We start from the raw sequence: 17,569 nt of genomic DNA on the forward strand, positions 1-17,569 counted from the left end.
CCTGCGAATAGTCGTTACTCGATCTCGCTGACGTAAGTACCCACATCTTCCAGGATGATCTGCAAGGTCTCCTGCACATCGCGCAGTTCCGACGCCGGGGTGTCGTGGCGGATTTCGTATTCGGTGTGGCCATCGAGTTGCTTGCCGTCGGCCGGATCCAGCTCGACCAGCACGCGCTCGGCGCTGAAGGTGACCTTGAGGCTTTTCAGGTTCAGGGTCTTGTCGTCGCCGACGGTGATTTCCACCTGGTTCTCGTCGGGGAAGCGGGTCAGCGAGAACAGGTCGCCGGTATCGCTGTGGCAGCAGAACAGGGCCATGTCGTCGTATTCGTCGTCGCACGGGTTGACGATGAGCATTGCGGTATTGATGAGCATGAGGTTTTCCTGGTCTGGGCGGTCAGAACGGGATTCTGCCAGCCCCGGTCGTTTTTTGCCGATTAATCGACGGTGGTTTTGGCACTTTATCGGTTGCCAATGGTCATTTAAACGCTTTGTCACACGTCTGTTACGTGCCTATGACCGAATATGTCGCAGCACCGCAAGCAACCTCCTGTCAGCTGTCGTTAAGCTGCGCAGCAGATGGACACCCTTAAAGACACAGCCTGCCTGGGCAGTCGTTTTTGAAGATGCCCATCTGCCTTACAGGGGCCTTTGTTGAAAAAAAGCATGTGACTACCCCCTCGTGACGAGCGTTTGTTCTTTAGCTTCACTACCCTGTCATGCGGCGCTGCTGCCGTTTCACCCCCCAGCACGCGTGATGGCGATCCCCTGAAACAGGGGGATACGACGCTTCCATCAATAAAAGCCCAAGCGGAGTACTACAGATGGCGTTCTTCACCGCAGCCAGCAAGTCTGACTTTCAGCATCAACTGCAAGCAGCACTGGCGCAGCACATCAGTGAACAGGCACTGCCACAAGTGGCGCTGTTCGCTGAACAATTCTTTGGCATCATTTCCCTCGACGAGCTGACCCAGCGCCGCCTTTCCGACCTGGCGGGCTGCACCCTTTCTGCCTGGCGTCTGCTCGAGCGCTTCGAGTCCTCCCAGCCGCAAGTACGCGTTTATAACCCTGATTACGAGCGTCATGGCTGGCAATCGACCCACACCGCGGTCGAAGTCCTGCACCACGACCTGCCGTTCCTGGTGGATTCGGTCCGTACCGAGCTGAACCGTCGCGGCTACAGCATCCACACCCTGCAAACCACGGTACTCAGTGCACGTCGCGGTCCTGCGGGCGAGCTGCTGGAGTTGCTGCCAAAAGGCTCCCACGGCGACGACATCCAGCAAGAATCGCTGATGTACCTGGAGATCGACCGCTGCGCCAACGCCGCCGAAATGAACGTGCTGGTCCGCGAGCTGGAAAAAGTGTTGTGCGAAGTGCGAGTTGCAGTCGCTGATTTCTTGCCGATGAAGGCCAAGATCGGCGAACTGCTGGCGGGCATCGACACCCTGGAATATGCCATCGATGAAGACGAGAAGTCCGAGATCAAGGTCTTCCTGCAGTGGCTGGTAGACAACCACTTCACCTTCCTCGGTTATGAAGAATTCGAAGTTGGCAGCGACGAGAATGGCGGCTACATCGCCTACGACGAATCGTCGTTCCTCGGCCTGACCAAGCTACTGCGCGCTGGTCTGACCATCGCCGACCGGCACATCGAAGACTACGCAGTGAATTACCTGCAAGAGCCGATGCTGCTGTCGTTCGCCAAGGCTGCACACCCAAGCCGGGTACACCGTCCGGCATACCCGGACTATGTGTCGATTCGCACGATCGACGCCACGGGTAAAGTGATCAAGGAATGCCGCTTCATGGGCCTCTACACCTCGTCGGTGTATGGCGAAAGCGTGCGTCAGATTCCGTACATCCGCCGGAAGGTGGCCGAGCTGGAACGCCGCTCCGGTTTCGACGCCAAGGCGCACCTGGGCAAGGAACTGACGCAGGTGGTGGAAGTGCTGCCGCGCGACGACCTGTTCCAGACCCCGGTGGACGAGCTGTTCAACACCGTGATGTCGATCGTGCAGATCCAGGAACGTAACAAGATCCGCGTGTTCCTGCGCAAAGACCCGTACGGCCGATTCTGCTACTGCCTGGCCTACGTGCCGCGCGACGTTTACTCGACCGAAGTTCGACAGAAGATCCAGCAAGTGCTGATGGATCGCCTGCAGGCCAGCGATTGCGAGTTCTGGACCTTCTTCTCCGAGTCCGTCCTGGCGCGCGTGCAATTGATTCTGCGTGTGGACCCGAAAATCACCCTGAACATCGATCCGCAGCAACTGGAAAACGAAGTGATCCAGGCTTGCCGTTCGTGGCAGGACGATTACTCCAGTCTGGTGGTCGAAAGCTTCGGCGAAGCCCACGGCACCAACGTACTGGCTGACTTCCCGAAAGGCTTCCCGGCGGGCTACCGCGAGCGTTTTGCCGCGCATTCGGCCGTGGTCGACATGCAGCACCTGCTGAGCCTCAACGAAGCCAGCCCGCTGGTGATGAGTTTCTACCAGCCACTGGCTCAAGCCGGTAAGCAACAACTGCATTGCAAGCTGTACCACGCCGATACCCCGCTGGCGCTGTCCGACGTCCTGCCAATTCTGGAAAACCTCGGCCTGCGCGTGCTGGGCGAGTTCCCGTATCGCCTGCGTCACACCAACGGCCGCGAATTCTGGATTCACGACTTCGCTTTCACCGCCGGTGAAGGGCTGAACCTGGACATCCAGCAGCTCAACGACACCCTGCAAGATGCCTTCGTGCACATCGTGCGCGGCGACGCGGAGAACGATGCGTTCAACCGTCTGGTACTGACCGCGGGTCTGCCATGGCGCGACGTGGCGTTACTGCGTGCTTACGCCCGTTATATGAAGCAGATTCGCCTGGGCTTCGACCTCGGCTATATCGCCAGCACCCTGAACAACCACACCGACATCGCGCGCGAATTGACCCGGTTGTTCAAGACCCGCTTCTACCTGGCGCGCAAGCTGTCCGCCGACGACCTGGACGACAAGCAACTGCGTCTGGAGCAAGCGATTGTTTCCGCCCTGGACGACGTTCAGGTGCTCAACGAAGACCGCATCCTGCGTCGCTACCTGGACCTGATCAAGGCCACCCTGCGTACCAACTTCTACCAGCCGGACGCCAGCGGCCAGAACAAGAGCTACTTCAGCTTCAAGTTCAACCCGCGGCTGATTCCCGAGCTGCCGAAGCCGGTGCCGAAGTTCGAGATTTTCGTTTACTCGCCACGCGTCGAAGGTGTTCACCTGCGTTTCGGCAACGTCGCTCGCGGCGGCCTGCGCTGGTCGGACCGTGAAGAAGACTATCGCACCGAAGTATTGGGCCTGGTAAAAGCCCAGCAAGTGAAGAACTCGGTGATCGTGCCGGTGGGCGCGAAGGGCGGCTTCCTGCCGCGTCGCATGCCACTGGGCGGCAGTCGCGACGAGATCCAGGCGGAAGGCATCGCGTGCTATCGCATCTTCATTTCCGGTCTGTTGGACATCACCGACAACCTGAAAGAAGGCGCGCTGGTTCCGCCGACCAACGTCGTGCGTCACGACGACGATGACCCGTACCTGGTAGTTGCGGCAGACAAAGGCACTGCAACCTTCTCCGACATCGCCAACGGCATCGCCATCGACTACGGCTTCTGGCTGGGCGATGCGTTTGCTTCCGGTGGTTCGGCCGGTTACGACCACAAGAAAATGGGCATCACCGCCAAAGGCGCGTGGGTCGGTGTGCAGCGTCACTTCCGTGAGCGCGGCATCGACGTGCAGAAAGAAAGCGTCAGCGTGGTCGGCATCGGCGACATGGCCGGTGACGTATTTGGTAACGGCCTGTTGATGTCCGAAAAACTGCAACTGGTCGCTGCGTTCAACCACCTGCACATTTTCATCGACCCAAACCCTGAGCCGGCCAGCAGCTTCGCCGAGCGTCAGCGCATGTTCGACCTGCCACGTTCGTCGTGGACCGACTACGACACCAGCATCATGTCGGCAGGTGGCGGTATCTTCCCTCGCAGCCTGAAAAGCATCGCCATCACCCCGCAGATGAAAGAACGCTTTGACATCACCGCCGACAAACTGACCCCGACCGAACTGCTGAATGCCTTGCTTAAGGCGCCAGTGGACCTGTTGTGGAACGGCGGTATCGGCACTTACGTCAAATCCAGCGAAGAAAGCCACGCCGATGTCGGCGACAAGGCCAACGACGCGCTGCGTGTGAACGGTAACGAACTGCGCTGCAAAGTGGTGGGCGAGGGCGGTAACCTCGGCATGACCCAACTGGGTCGTGTGGAATTCGGTCTCAATGGCGGCGGTTCCAACACCGACTTCATCGACAACGCCGGTGGCGTAGACTGCTCCGACCACGAAGTGAACATCAAGATCCTGCTGAACGAAGTGGTTCAGGCCGGTGACATGACTGAAAAGCAGCGCAACCTGTTGCTGGAAAGCATGACCGACGAAGTCGGCAACCTGGTGCTGGGCAACAACTACAAGCAGACGCAGGCGCTGTCCCTGGCGGCCCGTCGTGCTTACGAGCGGATCGCTGAATACAAGCGTCTGATGAACGACCTGGAAGCGCGCGGCAAGCTGGATCGCGCCATCGAGTTCCTGCCGACCGAAGAGCAATTGGTCGAGCGGGTCGCCGCCGGCCATGGTCTGACCCGTCCTGAACTGTCGGTGCTGATCTCGTACAGCAAGATCGACCTCAAGGAAGCGCTGCTGGAATCCCGCGTTCCGGACGACGACTACCTGACGCGCGACATGGAAACGGCGTTCCCGCCTTCATTGGCGAGCAAGTTTTCCGACAGCATGCGCCGTCACCGTCTGAAGCGTGAAATCGTCAGCACCCAGATCGCCAACGACCTGGTCAACCACATGGGCATCACCTTCGTGCAGCGACTCAAAGAGTCGACCGGCATGAGCGCTGCCAACGTGGCCGGTGCTTACGTGATCGTGCGTGACATCTTCCATCTCCCGCACTGGTTCCGTCAGATCGAAGCGCTGGACTCCAAGGTTCCGGCTGAAATCCAGCTGGCCTTGATGGACGAACTGATGCGCCTGGGCCGTCGCGCGACGCGCTGGTTCCTGCGCAGCCGTCGTAACGAACTGGACGCTGCGCGTGACGTTGCGCACTTCGGTCCGCACTTGGCGGCACTGGGTCTGAAACTCGACGAACTGCTGGAAGGCCCGACTCGCGAAGTCTGGCAGACCCGTTATCAGGCGTACGTCGAAGCCGGTGTGCCAGAGTTACTGGCGCGGATGGTTGCCGGCACCACTCACCTGTACACGCTGTTGCCGATCATCGAAGCGTCGGACGTCACCGGGCAGAACGCTGCCGACGTGGCCAAGGCTTACTTCGCCGTGGGTAGCACGCTGGACGTGACCTGGTACTTGCAGCAAATCAGCAACTTGCCGGTGGAAAACAACTGGCAAGCGCTGGCGCGTGAAGCGTTCCGTGACGATATCGACTGGCAACAGCGTGCGATCACGGTGTCGGTGCTGCAGCGGCCGGAAGAGATCGATCAGCGTCTGGATGCGTGGCTGGAACAGCATCTGCCGATGGTTGAGCGCTGGCGTGCAATGTTGGTTGAGTTGCGTGCGGCGAGCGGGACGGACTACGCGATGTATGCGGTGGCCAACCGTGAGTTGCTGGACCTGGCGATGAGTGGTCAAACCAGCGTGGTTTGATTTGATTCTCTGGTAATAGGAAAACCCTGCATCGTGAGATGTGGGGTTTTTTTATGGGTTTTGGTTTTGGTTTTAACTGGTATTTTGGGGTACATATCCGTTATCGGCGTTTAACTTTTAGTACGGTTACGCCCGTACGGCGTGTCCCTTTTTCAAACGCCAAAAAGGAACCAAAACGCTTGCCCCAACATCCGGCCCCTCGCTTTGGCTCGGGGTTCCTTCACTCCGGCGCTGTTCCGGGGGCACGCCACGACCCGCCATCCCTGGCGGGGGTCGTGGCTCGCTCGGCATCCCTGCCTCGCGTCCCCCGGAACACCGCCTGCGTTCAGCCTTCTGAAAACGGGGCCTTTCCCCGGCCTCGAGATTCAATGTACTCAGGGTTTTGGTTGACTGGGCTTTTTTGGAGCCAACTTGTTGGCGAGCGGCTTCGCGCGGTGCGTCTGACATAACACAGACCCCCTGTAGGAGCCGAAGGCTGCGATTGGCCACAGAACGCAGCGACCGGTTCCCGGTCGATCGCAGCCTTCGGCAGCTCCTACAGGATATTTTTTGATTTTGATTTTGATTTTGATCTTTGCGATCCAACTGACGAAACCCACTATCGCTCCGTTCCCAGCAGGCCGAGCGCAGGTCCTGTTCCGGGGGATGCTCGACATGGATGTCGAGCAAGCCGCGACCCCCGCCAGGGATGGCGGGTCGCGGCGTGCCCCCGGAACAGGACCGGAGTGAGGGCAGTCCGAGCCTAAGCGAGGACCCGTATGGCGGGGCAAGGACCTTTTGCTTACTTTTGGGGCTGTTTGCCAAAAGTGAGCCGCCGTAAGGGCGGAACCGTACTAACAGCCCCCACAAATACCGGATATACACACAAACCAACCCATAAAAAAACCCCGTCACAAGGACGGGGCTCTTTCACAACCAGGCTTGGTAATTAAGCCTGAATCACCGGAATTTTGGCATTCGCAGCGACTTTACGGAACTCAGCGATCTGATCGAAGTTCAGGTAGCGATAAACATCCGCCGCCATCGTGTCGATTTCCTTCGCGTAGGCCATGTACTCCTCGACGGTCGGCAGGCGACCCAGGATCGAAGCCACGGACGCCAACTCAGCCGAAGCCAGGTAAACGTTCGCGCCATCACCCAGACGGTTCGGGAAGTTACGCGTCGAAGTCGACACCACAGTGGCGTTCGGTTCAACACGAGCCTGGTTACCCATGCACAGCGAGCAGCCCGGCATTTCCATGCGCGCGCCGGCTTTGCCGTAGATGCCGTAGTAACCTTCTTCAGTCAGCTGGTGAGCGTCCATTTTGGTCGGCGGCGACAGCCACAGACGGGTTGGCAGCTGACCTTTGACCTTGTCCAGCAACTTGCCCGCAGCGCGGAAGTGGCCGATGTTGGTCATGCACGAACCGATGAACACTTCGTCGATCTTCTCGCCAGCAACGCTGGACAGCAGACGGGCGTCGTCCGGGTCATTTGGTGCGCAGAGCACAGGCTCTTTGATCTCGGACAGGTCGATTTCGATGATTTCAGCGTATTCCGCGTCAGCATCGGCAACCATCAGTTCCGGGTTTTTGACCCAGGCTTCCATCGCTTGAGCACGACGTTCCAGAGTCCGTACATCGCCGTAGCCTTCGCCGATCATCCAGCGCAGCAGGGTGATGTTGGAGTTCAGGTACTCGGTGATCGACTCTTTCGACAGCTTGATGGTGCAACCGGCAGCAGAACGTTCTGCCGAAGCGTCGGACAGTTCGAAAGCCTGTTCGATGCTCAGGTTGTCCAGGCCTTCGATCTCAAGGATACGGCCGGAGAAGGCGTTTTTCTTGCCTTTCTTCTCTACGGTCAGCAGGCCAGCCTGGATCGCGTAGTAAGGAATGGCATGAACCAGGTCACGCAGGGTGACGCCTGGTTGCATTTTGCCTTTGAAACGCACCAGGATCGATTCCGGCATGTCCAGTGGCATGACGCCAGTGGCTGCGGCGAACGCGACCAGACCCGAACCGGCAGGGAACGAGATACCCATTGGGAAACGGGTGTGCGAGTCACCACCAGTACCGACGGTGTCCGGCAGCAGCATACGGTTCAGCCAGCTGTGGATGATGCCGTCGCCCGGACGCAGCGAAACGCCGCCGCGGGTCATGATGAAGTCAGGCAGGGTGTGGTGCGTGGTGACGTCGATCGGCTTTGGATACGCTGCGGTGTGGCAGAACGACTGCATGACCAGATCAGCGGAGAAGCCCAGGCACGCCAGGTCTTTCAGTTCGTCACGGGTCATTGGACCGGTGGTGTCCTGAGAACCGACGGTGGTCATCTTCGGCTCGCAGTACGTGCCAGGACGGATGCCTTCTACGCCGCACGCCTTGCCGACCATTTTCTGCGCCAAGGTGTAACCCTTGGTGCTGACAGCTGGTGGCTCAGGCAGTTTGAACAGAGTCGAAGCTGGCAGACCCAGCTCGGCGCGAGCACGGCTGGTCAGGCCACGGCCGATGATCAACGGGATACGGCCGCCAGCGCGGACTTCGTCGAGCAGGACCGGGGTCTTCAGTTCGAAGGTGGTCAGGACTTCATCGGTGCCGTGTTTGCAGACCTTGCCCGCGTGCGGGTAAAGGTCGATCACGTCGCCCATGTTCATGTTGGTCACGTCGAATTCGATCGGCAGTGCGCCGGCGTCTTCCATCGTGTTGTAGAAAATCGGAGCGATTTTGGAACCGAAGCAGAAACCGCCAGCGCGCTTGTTCGGGACGTTAGGAACGTCGTCGCCGAAGAACCACAGCACGGAGTTGGTTGCCGACTTACGCGACGAACCAGTGCCGACCACGTCGCCAACGTAGGCGATCGGGAAGCCTTCACCGCGCATTTGCTCGATTTGCTTCATCGGGCCGATGGCGCCTTGTTGATCAGGCACGATACCGTCACGGGCCATTTTCAGCATGGCCAGGGCGTGCAGCGGGATGTCAGGACGGGACCAGGCATCAGGTGCAGGGGACAGGTCGTCGGTGTTGGTTTCGCCAGTCACCTTGAACACGCGCAGGCTGATTTTGTCAGCCAGGGTCGGACGCTTCTGGAACCACTCGCCGTCGGCCCAGGATTGCAGAACGCCTTTAGCGTGGACGTTGCCGTTCTTGGCTTTTTCAGCCACGTCGTGGAACGCGTCGAACATCAGCAGGGTGTGCTTCAGTTGCTCGGCAGTCACAGGCGCGAGGACAGCGTCATCCAGCAGGTCGACCAACGTGACGATGTTGTAGCCACCTTGCATGGTGCCCAACAGTTCAACGGCGCGTTTTTTGTCGATCAGCGGAGAAGTGGCTTCGCCTTTGGCCAGGGCGGACAGGAAGCCAGCCTTGACGTAGGCAGCTTCGTCAACGCCTGGTGGAATGCGATTGGTGATCAGGTCGACAAGGAAAGCTTCTTCGCCAGCCGGGGGATTTTTCAGCAGCTCGACCAGGCCTGCAGTTTGTTCGGCGTTAAGCGGCTGGGGCACGATGCCCAGGGCGGCACGCTCTTCGATGTGTTTACGGTAGGCTTCAAGCACAGTTATTACCCTCATCAGTGGTCCCAAATGGGTATCCGGGACGCTCATCCAGCAATTGGTCGTACCCTGCGCTACGAAGCTTTTTGAGCTTCTTGGCCAGAGTGTCGACAATTCCTTGTAGAAGCTGCTTTCAAAGTTTTACGCCTGCATGACGGTTTGACGTGTGTCGGTGAAGGGTTCCTGAGGTAGGGAAACCTGCACCAACACCGACTGCGGGGTTAACTTAACTGTGCTCGTGACGCTTTGAAAACAGCTTCTAACGGACATTGGCGCCTTAAAAGGCCCGATGATTCTACGGCAAAATTTCGAGAAAGGTAAGTTGTGTCCAACACGCTTAGGGGTGACCCTGATTAGACAAAGGGCTAACATGCCGGCGTGTCTCACCTTTTCCAGTACTGTCAACAATGTCCAATCAAACCATCAAAACCCCCTGCGTCGGCCTCTGCTCCACTGTTTACGGGGATCTGGTGTGCCGTGGCTGCAAGCGTTTCCACCACGAAGTGATCAACTGGAACGGTTACAACGAGGACGAAAAACGTGCGGTCTGGCTGCGCCTTGAGCAGTTATTGGTCCAGGTGATGGTCGGAAAGCTGGAGGTGTTCGATCCGGCCAAGCTGCGTCAGCAGCTGGAGCAACGGAAAATCCGCTTCGTGCCGCAGCAGTCGGTGTATTGCTGGGCCTACCAGTTGATCGCACGGGGCGCGCGGGTGATCAGTCAGCTTGAGGCGTACGGGATCGTGTTGATGCCTGAGTTTCGCGATTGGGCGCTACCGGATCTGCGTGATGCCATTGATCGGGAATTTTTCCTGCTGTCCGAGGCCCATTACGAGCGTTATATCGCGCCGGGGTTTCTCAAGGATGCGTTTGGCGGGTAATGCAGATCCTTGTAGGAGCGGGCTTGCCCGCGATCAGCTTGACGCAATTGGCCTGACATACCGCCATCGCGGGCAAGCCCGCTCCTACAAAATGATGTCAGCCTTTAAACGCCAGTTCCTCCAGGTGCGCGATCGTCTCCTCGGTCTTCAGCACCAACACGTCGCTTTCCAGCGAATCAAGTATCACCTCCGCCGTATTGCCGATCAGCGCACCGGAAAGCCCGGTGCGGCCGACGGTGCCGATCACGGTCACGGCGGCGCTGAGGGCATGGGCGGTGTAGGGGATCAACACGTCGGCCGGGCCTTCGGCGACGTGCAGGTGCAAGTCGTCAACATCGAATTCGGCCTGAAACGCCAGGCATTGCTCGCGATAGCGCGCTTCGATGGTTTCCTTGAGCTGAAACACCGGGTCCGCCGCCGACAGCATTGGCGACGGATGGGCGGCGATCACGTGCAACTGACCTTTGGCCAGCGCGGCAATCTGAAAGCCATGATCGACGATGCTGAAGTGCAGGGCTTTGTGCTCACCATCGGCATTGCCGACGTCCACCGCCGCAAGGATGACGCCGCCGCCCCAGGGCTTGTCGGTTTTCACCATCAGCACCGCACTGGGGCACAACCGCAGCAGTTTCCAGTCGTCGGGCGTCAGCAGAGCCTTTTTCAACGGGTTATCTGGCATGTGTTGCTTAATCACCAGGCCGCAGTTTTTCGCCTGCTGCACGTCGATGATGGTCTGGTGCAGGCTGTCGTTCCACGCCTGCTCGGCAGAGACGCTATAGCCTTTGCCATATAGATGATGCTCATGGGCGGTCAGCAACGCCGAGTGATCGTGCTTTTTTTCGCAGATCAGCAGGTGAATATGGGCCCGGGTCACGTCGGCAATCATCGTGGCGCGCTTCAGGGCCAGGTTTTCAGCGTGAGTTTGCGCATGATGCGGTTCGATGACCACGAGAATGCTGCGAACGGCTTGCATGAGGATGCCCTCGACGATGACGTTGCTATAGCCACGGCACTGCTGATCCATTAGACCGACGGCTGGTACAGACAACTATAGTTGCAGTCGGCCGACTCGGTTATTGATCCAGATCAGGGGAAATCTGCCGCAAGGCGCTGGTTGATTCGCGCCGCGCTCGTATAATGCTGCGCTTTGTCCAATCGGCCGTACTGTGAGCCTATGCAACTGAACCCAGAAATCGACCCTTCCCACCTTGATGATTACGCTGCCGCCAAGGTGTCGGGCAAAGTCATGCTGCCTGAAATCCATGATTTTCTCGGCTGCCGGACCCCGATGGGCTGGGTTGAAGCGGCGTTGGCCGATCAGCACACCATGCTGCTGGATCACAAGAATTGCGAGTTCAAGGCCGCCAGCACCGCGTTGAGCATGATCGCCAAATATGGCGGTTTCCCGGATCTAGTACTGATGATGTCGCGCCTGGCCCGTGAAGAGTTGGTGCATCACGAGCAAGTGCTGCGCCTGATGAAAAAGCGCAAGGTCGAGTGGTACCCGCTGTCGGCCAGCCGTTACGCGTCCGGGCTACGTGCCGCAGTGCGCAGTCATGAACCGGTGAAACTGGTGGATACCCTGGTGGTGGGCGCGTTTATCGAAGCCCGCAGTTGCGAGCGATTCGAGGCGTTGGTGCCACATCTGGATGACGAATTGGGCCGCTTTTATTACGGCCTGCTGAAAAGCGAAGCGCGGCACTATCAGAATTATTTGAAGCTGGCCTATCAATACGGCGAAGCGAAAGATGTCGAACGCACTATCGAGAAGGTCAGGGCGCTCGAAGCCAGCCTGATCGACAGCCCAGACGTTGAATTCCGCTTCCACAGTGGTATCCCGACCAAGACTTGAACACCCGCCAAATCGGCCCGACGTTATAAGCGCCGGGCCCGAACATCAAGCGCTGACCAGCGGTTTATGGCTGACCTTGGCGGTTTCACCATCGTCTGCCTGACGTTGCGCCGCATCGCGATAGGCCAGGTATTTACGCTGGGTGGCGATGTGGTCAGCCACATGTTTCGCATCGTGCCAAACCCCCCAGATAAACGAAGAACCTCGACGCGACTGCCACGGCAGGCCGAGGAAATACACGCCTGGTTCGCTTGAAACACCGCGCTGGTGCTGCGGCTTACCGTTGCTATCGAAGGCGTCGACTTTCAACCAGCTGTAATCCACGGCGAAACCGGTTGCCCAGATGATCGACGTGATGCCGGCCTTGGCCAGGTCCAGTTGAAGCATCGGATGGGTGACACAGTCCGGGTCCGGGAACGTCGTGCGCGCTTCAGGTTCCAGCGGAAGGTCGAGACCATTGCGCTCGATATAGGCGTCAGCGGCATTCAGCAACGAAAGGTAGTTGTCATCGCCGCGCGCCAGGTTTTCCGCAAGATCTGCCTGAAAGGTCGCCACGCCGTTAGTGAACGATTGCGTCAGGCCCACCAGGGTCATGCCGCGATGAGCCAGCCCGCGGAAGTCAACCGTACGGCCTCCCTGGGCACCGCTGACAGCAATGGTCACGTGCTCTCTACCGGCTTTCACGTTGGCCTGATCCCACTCACCGAGCACCCCCAACCACCAGCAAAAATCGCGGTTACGGTAGGCGCGGGGAGGACGATCATGCGCCCCGACCGAGAGGTATACCTTCTTGCCGGCACGCTGTAATTCATCAGCGATCTGCACCCCTGACGAACCGGCACCCACCACCATCACTGCGCCTTCAGGCAGTTGTTGTGGATTGCGGTATTCGGCCGAGTGGATTTGCGTGAGGCGGTCATCTTTCGGGGCGATGGGCGGGATCACCGGACGCTGAAACGGCCCCGTCGCGGCCACCACCCGACTGGCCTCGATCACACCCTCGGAGGTTTCGATGGTGAAGCCCGGCCGGCCAACATTGCGCACTACGCTCTTGACGTCCACGCCAGTGCGGACCGGCGCGTTGAACTTCTTGGCATAGGCTTCGAAGTAATCCGCCACTCGTTCTTTAGGCGCAAAGCCGTCGGGGCTGAGGTCGTCAAACTCAAGACCGGGAAAGCGATCGTGCCAGGCCGGACCATTGGCTACCAACGAATCCCACCGCCCCGTGCGCCAGCGCTCGGCAATCCGATCGCGCTCCAGCACCAGGTGCGGCACGCCAAGTTTGCTCAGGTGCTCACTCATGGCCACGCCTGCCTGACCGGCGCCAACAACAAGCGTATCGACTTCAATTTTTCCAACTGTCATGTCTGTGTCCTTCTCAAAGGCAGGTTGAGACTTGCGGCTGTGGGGTGACGTTGGCTGCATTCTGTTCAGATACGGGGGCGAGCGAAATTATGATTTTTGTCGTCGCAAGGCAGGAAAAAGCTGGGGAGGGTTGGTGCGAGGACTCAGGCAGGCCAGATCCTACAGGGGGTATATCATTTGACGAATGTCTACGAGACTGTCAGAAATTTTGTGTTCGGGCATAACATGTCACCAGAGGTACATTTATGCCGACCAAAAAGAAGTCCGCCAGTGCAACACCGAGGGAATTGCCCTCGATACCCAAAGAGCTGATTGATCAGTTCGTCCAAGGCCCGATGAGCGCCGCAGCCATTCAGGACGCCTCTATGGCGTTCAAAAAGGCGCTGATCGAGCGTGCGCTAGGCGCCGAACTGGGTCACCACCTTGGCTATCCTCAGGGCGCGGAGCGCCCTGAGGATTCAACCAACCAGCGCAATGGTAAAAGCGGTAAAACGGTACTGACCGATGACGGGCCACTTCGCCTGGATATCCCCAGAGACCGCGATGGCAGCTTCGCGCCGATCCTCATTCCCAAGCATGAGCGCCGATTTACAGGCTTTGATGACAAGATCATTGCCATGTACGCCCGAGGGATGACGGTGCGTGAGATACGCGCTTTCCTGTCCGAGCAGTATGGAACCGATGTGTCGCATGACTTCATCAGTTCAGTGACCGATGCTGTGCTGGAAGAGGTTGGCGCTTGGCAGCAACGCCCTTTAGAGCCTATGTACCCAGTCATCTTTTTTGATGCGCTGCGGGTCAAAATTCGCGACGAAGGCTTGGTGCGTAACAAGGCGGTGTACTTGGCACTGGGCGTGTTACCCGATGGCACACGAGATATTTTGGGCATCTGGATCGAAAGCACCGAGGGTGCCAAGTTCTGGATGAAGGTGTTCAACGACCTGAAGACTCGTGGTGTTGAAGATGTGCTGATCGCCGTCACAGACGGCCTTAAAGGGATACCAGAGGCCCTAGGGGCGGTGTTTCCTGCTACCACACTGCAAACCTGCATCGTGCATCTGATCCGCAACAGCCTGGACTATGCGGCTTGGGATAAACGTCGAGCACTGGCCAAGGCGCTCAAGCCGATTTATCAAGCCATTAACGCCGATATCGCTGAGCAGGAACTGAACGCCTTTGAGGCGGGGCCTTGGGGCAAGCAGTATCCGACTGTAGTTGCTGCTTGGCGTAGAGCCTGGGATCGAGTCATCCCGTTTTTTGTCTTCCCGGCAGGCATCCGAAAGGTGGTCTACACAACCAACGCCATCGAAAGCATCAACGCTCAGCTACGAAAGATCATCAAGACCCGAGGGCACTTCCCCACTGACGATGCAGCGACGAAGCTGATATGGCTGGGATTACGCAACATCACCGCTAACTGGGGTAACGCAGCGCATGATTGGAAGGTGGCGATGAATCAATTTGCGATTCTCTATGGAGATCGATTTACCAGGCCGAGCTGGTAAAACAAAGGCCTGCCTGACGGCAGGCCACAACCAGCCCGAACACAAAAAATCTGACACTCCCATGTCTACCGCTTCAACATGCCCTGACACATCAACCCCAACACACCGCGCATATGCAGGGCATGGGCTTCTCTGTCCGGTGTCGGCTCAGTCGCCAACCGAATAAACGCCATGTTCGCGTATTGGTTGAATATGGTGGCCGCCAAGTCGATATCCACCGACTCGCTCAACGCGCCTTTGCGTTGAAAGTGCACCAGCAACGCCTTGGTCTCTTCAACAACCGCCACATTCCACGGATGAAAAGCCGCCGACAGTTCGCCGGTGAACAAAAACGGCGCCAGTTCGCGCCACAGCGAAGCCGGCATGGCGCGCAGTTGATAGGTGGTCATCAGCCCTTCGAGTTCACACAAGGCGTCCAGCGGGTCGGCGTTGTCGTCCAGGTGGGAGCGCGCCTCGCGCATGGCTTGTTCGTCCGGCTCTTTGAGCAGTGCGAGCAGGATTTCCTGTTTGCCACCGAAGTAGTTCACCACCGTCGGTGCAGACACACCCGCGTGGTTGGCGATCTGTTCCAGGGTAGTCGCGATGAAGCCGTTGGCCTTGAACAGCTCGAGGGCGGCGTCGGCGATCAGCTGTCGGCGCTGCTCTTTTTGTCTTTCTCTAAGTCCGGTCATTTTTTCCTGACGCCGTGTATCGATGGCGCCCAGCCTAGGGATATTTATTTTCAATCACAAATATTTTCTTTACAAAAATATTTTTAGATGACAAATATTATCCAGGCCCTGGCAGCCGTCGAACATAACAATGGAGACAATCATGTCCACTGAACTCAGCCCAACCCGTACCACCAGTGACTATCAGGCGGCCGATGCGGCCCACCACATCCATGCCTTCGTTGATCAGAAACTACTGAACGAAGAGGGGCCGCGAGTCATGGTGCGCGGCGAGCGGCTGGCGTTGTGGGATAACGAGGGCAAGCGCTACCTGGACGGCATGTCGGGCTTGTGGTGCACCAACCTCGGGTACGGGCGCAAGGACCTGGCGGCCGCGGCCTGTGCGCAGTTGGAGCAACTGCCGTACTACAACATGTTTTTCCACACCACCCACCCGGCGGTGATCGAGCTGTCCGAGCTGCTGTTCAGCCTGCTGCCCTCGCACTACAGCCACGCGATTTACACCAACTCCGGCTCCGAAGCCAACGAGGTGTTGATCCGTACGGTGCGCAAGTTCTGGCAGGTGATGGGCAAGCCGGACAAGAAAATCATGATCGGTCGCTGGAACGGCTATCACGGCTCGACCCTGGCCGCGACGGCGTTGGGCGGCATGAAGTTCATGCACGAAATGGGCGGCACGATTCCTGATGTGGCGCACATCGACGAGCCGTATTGGTTTGCCCATGAAGGTGACTTGACCCCTGAAGAGTTCGGTTTGCGTGCAGCCCGACAATTGGAGGAAAAAATCCTCGAACTGGGTGCCGACAAAGTCGCGGCGTTCGTTGCCGAGCCGTTCCAGGGCGCGGGCGGCATGATTATTCCACCGGCCACTTACTGGCCGGAGATTCAACGTATTTGCCGCCAATACGACGTGCTGTTGTGCGCTGACGAAGTGATCGGCGGCTTCGGCCGGACCGGCGAGTGGTTCGCTCATCAAACGCTTGGCTTCGAACCCGACACGCTGTCCATCGCCAAGGGCCTGACCTCCGGTTATATCCCCATGGGCGGTTTGATTTTGTCGCGACGCATGGCCGAAGCGCTGGTGGAAAAGGGCGGCGTGTTCGCTCACGGGCTGACCTACTCCGGGCACCCGGTCGCCGCTGCCGTGGCCATTGCCAACCTCAAGGCATTGCGCGATGAAGGGGTGGTGACCCAGGTCAAAAACGACACCGGGCCGTATTTGCAAAACTGTCTGCGCGAAGTGTTCAGCAATCACCCGTTGGTGGGCGAGGTGCAGGGCGTGGGTCTGGTGGCGGCGTTGCAGTTCGCCGAGGACAAAGCGACCCGCAAGCGCTTCGCCAACGAGAACGATATCGCCTGGCGCTGCCGGACCATCGGCTTCGAGGAGGGCGTCATTATTCGTTCGACGTTGGGCCGGATGATCATGGCCCCGGCACTGGTGGCGACACGCATGGAGCTTGATGAACTGGTGGACAAAACGCGCATCGCGGTGGATCGCACGGCGCGGGAATACGGTCGGCTTTAATCGCTAAAAAGCCGGCTCGTTGTTACGGGCCGGTCATTCCTTTGCAGCGCCTTCTCTAGCTATTTTTTTGCTAGCCAAGCCCCACAAAAAACCTCGTTTCGCCAGCAACCGGGCATGGACAGAATGCTTCATGTCCAACGGAGGAACGAGCATGACTCAACCGACCCACACCCGCATCCGCATGTTCAACACCAAAGAGACGTACCCCAATCAAAACCTGGATAACGATCTCTGCCAGGCCGTGCGCGCCGGCAACACCGTCTATGTTCGCGGTCAGATTGGTACCGATTTCGAAGGCAACCTGATTGGCCTCGGCGACCCGCGTGCCCAGGCCGAGCAGGCCATGCGCAACGTCAAGCAACTGCTTGAAGAGGCGGGCAGCGACCTCAGCCACATCGTCAAAACCACCACCTACCTGACCGATCCGCGTTACCGCGAGCCGGTTTATCAGGAAGTCGGAAAGTGGCTCAAAGGCGTGTTTCCGATCTCCACCGGGCTGGTCATTTCCGGGCTGGGGCAGCCTGAATGGCTAATGGAAATCGACGTGATCGCGGTTATTCCAGAATAGACAGG

11 protein-coding genes are annotated in these 17,569 nt (G+C 58.5%); 6 read left to right on the forward strand and 5 right to left on the reverse strand.

Annotation, left to right across the window (positions count from 1 at the left end):
• Positions 1 to 14 precede the first annotated feature (14 nt).
• Entirely contained in the window at positions 15 to 374 is a 360-nt protein-coding gene (locus tag ACF0H7_RS07720) for a hypothetical protein (RefSeq protein ID WP_397452181.1), read from the reverse strand.
• A gap of 449 nt (positions 375 to 823) precedes the next feature.
• On the opposite strand from ACF0H7_RS07720, the gene ACF0H7_RS07725 reads away from it, so the two are divergent.
• A complete protein-coding gene (locus tag ACF0H7_RS07725; protein WP_397452182.1) occupies positions 824 to 5,674 on the forward strand; it encodes an NAD-glutamate dehydrogenase in 4,851 nt (1,616 codons plus the stop codon).
• A 928-nt stretch (positions 5,675 to 6,602) separates the two neighbouring features.
• Here the strand turns inward: ACF0H7_RS07725 and acnB are convergent.
• Positions 6,603 to 9,203 (reverse strand): bifunctional aconitate hydratase 2/2-methylisocitrate dehydratase, encoded by a 2,601-nt coding sequence (gene acnB / locus ACF0H7_RS07730; protein WP_397453853.1) that lies wholly within the window; start codon positions 9,201 to 9,203, stop codon positions 6,603 to 6,605.
• Between the two features lie 404 nt (positions 9,204 to 9,607).
• Here acnB and ACF0H7_RS07735 point away from each other — a divergent pair, with 404 nt between their 5' ends.
• Positions 9,608 to 10,078: a DUF1289 domain-containing protein gene (locus ACF0H7_RS07735; RefSeq protein WP_397452183.1), complete on the forward strand. Its 471-nt coding sequence runs from the start codon at positions 9,608 to 9,610 to the stop codon at positions 10,076 to 10,078.
• A 97-nt stretch (positions 10,079 to 10,175) separates the two neighbouring features.
• On the opposite strand, the gene ACF0H7_RS07740 is transcribed toward ACF0H7_RS07735, so the two are convergent.
• Complete coding sequence (locus tag ACF0H7_RS07740; RefSeq protein WP_397453854.1) at positions 10,176 to 11,051, reverse strand: universal stress protein; 876 nt, start codon at positions 11,049 to 11,051, stop codon at positions 10,176 to 10,178.
• 273 nt (positions 11,052 to 11,324) lie between these two features.
• Between ACF0H7_RS07740 and ACF0H7_RS07745 the strand changes: the two genes are divergently transcribed.
• Positions 11,325 to 11,930, forward strand: coding sequence for a tRNA-(ms[2]io[6]A)-hydroxylase (locus tag ACF0H7_RS07745; protein ID WP_397453855.1), 606 nt, complete (start codon positions 11,325 to 11,327; stop codon positions 11,928 to 11,930).
• Between the two features lie 45 nt (positions 11,931 to 11,975).
• On the opposite strand, the gene ACF0H7_RS07750 is transcribed toward ACF0H7_RS07745, so the two are convergent.
• Complete coding sequence (locus ACF0H7_RS07750) at positions 11,976 to 13,295, reverse strand: flavin-containing monooxygenase (protein ID WP_397452184.1); 1,320 nt, start codon at positions 13,293 to 13,295, stop codon at positions 11,976 to 11,978.
• Positions 13,296 to 13,540: 245 nt separating this feature from the next.
• Between ACF0H7_RS07750 and ACF0H7_RS07755 the strand changes: the two genes are divergently transcribed.
• Positions 13,541 to 14,800 carry an IS256 family transposase gene (locus ACF0H7_RS07755; RefSeq protein WP_397449066.1) on the forward strand — a complete coding sequence of 420 codons (1,260 nt, stop codon included), beginning with the start codon at positions 13,541 to 13,543 and terminating at the stop codon, positions 14,798 to 14,800.
• Positions 14,801 to 14,865: 65 nt separating this feature from the next.
• Here ACF0H7_RS07755 and ACF0H7_RS07760 read toward each other — a convergent pair whose 3' ends face one another.
• Positions 14,866 to 15,471 carry a TetR/AcrR family transcriptional regulator gene (locus tag ACF0H7_RS07760; RefSeq protein WP_397452185.1) on the reverse strand — a complete coding sequence of 202 codons (606 nt, stop codon included), beginning with the start codon at positions 15,469 to 15,471 and terminating at the stop codon, positions 14,866 to 14,868.
• 142 nt (positions 15,472 to 15,613) lie between these two features.
• On the opposite strand from ACF0H7_RS07760, the gene ACF0H7_RS07765 reads away from it, so the two are divergent.
• Positions 15,614 to 16,996: an aspartate aminotransferase family protein gene (locus tag ACF0H7_RS07765; protein WP_397452186.1), complete on the forward strand. Its 1,383-nt coding sequence runs from the start codon at positions 15,614 to 15,616 to the stop codon at positions 16,994 to 16,996.
• A 151-nt stretch (positions 16,997 to 17,147) separates the two neighbouring features.
• Positions 17,148 to 17,564, forward strand: coding sequence for a RidA family protein (locus ACF0H7_RS07770; protein ID WP_397452187.1), 417 nt, complete (start codon positions 17,148 to 17,150; stop codon positions 17,562 to 17,564).
• Positions 17,565 to 17,569 lie beyond the last annotated feature (5 nt).

The sequence above is a fragment of the Pseudomonas sp. NA-150 genome, from assembly GCF_044336365.1.
Classification (GTDB): domain Bacteria; phylum Pseudomonadota; class Gammaproteobacteria; order Pseudomonadales; family Pseudomonadaceae; genus Aquipseudomonas.

Excerpts from the sequence above, each read along its gene's own strand:
- ACF0H7_RS07745 (WP_397453855.1), top strand. The coding sequence starts at position 11,325 with ATGCTGCCTGAAATCCATGATTTTCTCGGCTGCCGGACCCCGATGGGC.
- ACF0H7_RS07725 (WP_397452182.1), top strand. The coding sequence starts at position 824 with ATGGCGTTCTTCACCGCAGCCAGCAAGTCTGACTTTCAGCATCAACTG.
- ACF0H7_RS07735 (WP_397452183.1), top strand. The coding sequence starts at position 9,608 with ATGTCCAATCAAACCATCAAAACCCCCTGCGTCGGCCTCTGCTCCACT.
- ACF0H7_RS07720 (WP_397452181.1), bottom strand. The coding sequence starts at position 374 with ATGCTCATCAATACCGCAATGCTCATCGTCAACCCGTGCGACGACGAA.
- ACF0H7_RS07750 (WP_397452184.1), bottom strand. The coding sequence starts at position 13,295 with ATGACAGTTGGAAAAATTGAAGTCGATACGCTTGTTGTTGGCGCCGGT.
- ACF0H7_RS07760 (WP_397452185.1), bottom strand. The coding sequence starts at position 15,471 with ATGACCGGACTTAGAGAAAGACAAAAAGAGCAGCGCCGACAGCTGATC.
- ACF0H7_RS07740 (WP_397453854.1), bottom strand. The coding sequence starts at position 11,051 with ATGCAAGCCGTTCGCAGCATTCTCGTGGTCATCGAACCGCATCATGCG.
- ACF0H7_RS07770 (WP_397452187.1), top strand. The coding sequence starts at position 17,148 with ATGACTCAACCGACCCACACCCGCATCCGCATGTTCAACACCAAAGAG.
- ACF0H7_RS07755 (WP_397449066.1), top strand. The coding sequence starts at position 13,541 with ATGCCGACCAAAAAGAAGTCCGCCAGTGCAACACCGAGGGAATTGCCC.
- ACF0H7_RS07765 (WP_397452186.1), top strand. The coding sequence starts at position 15,614 with ATGTCCACTGAACTCAGCCCAACCCGTACCACCAGTGACTATCAGGCG.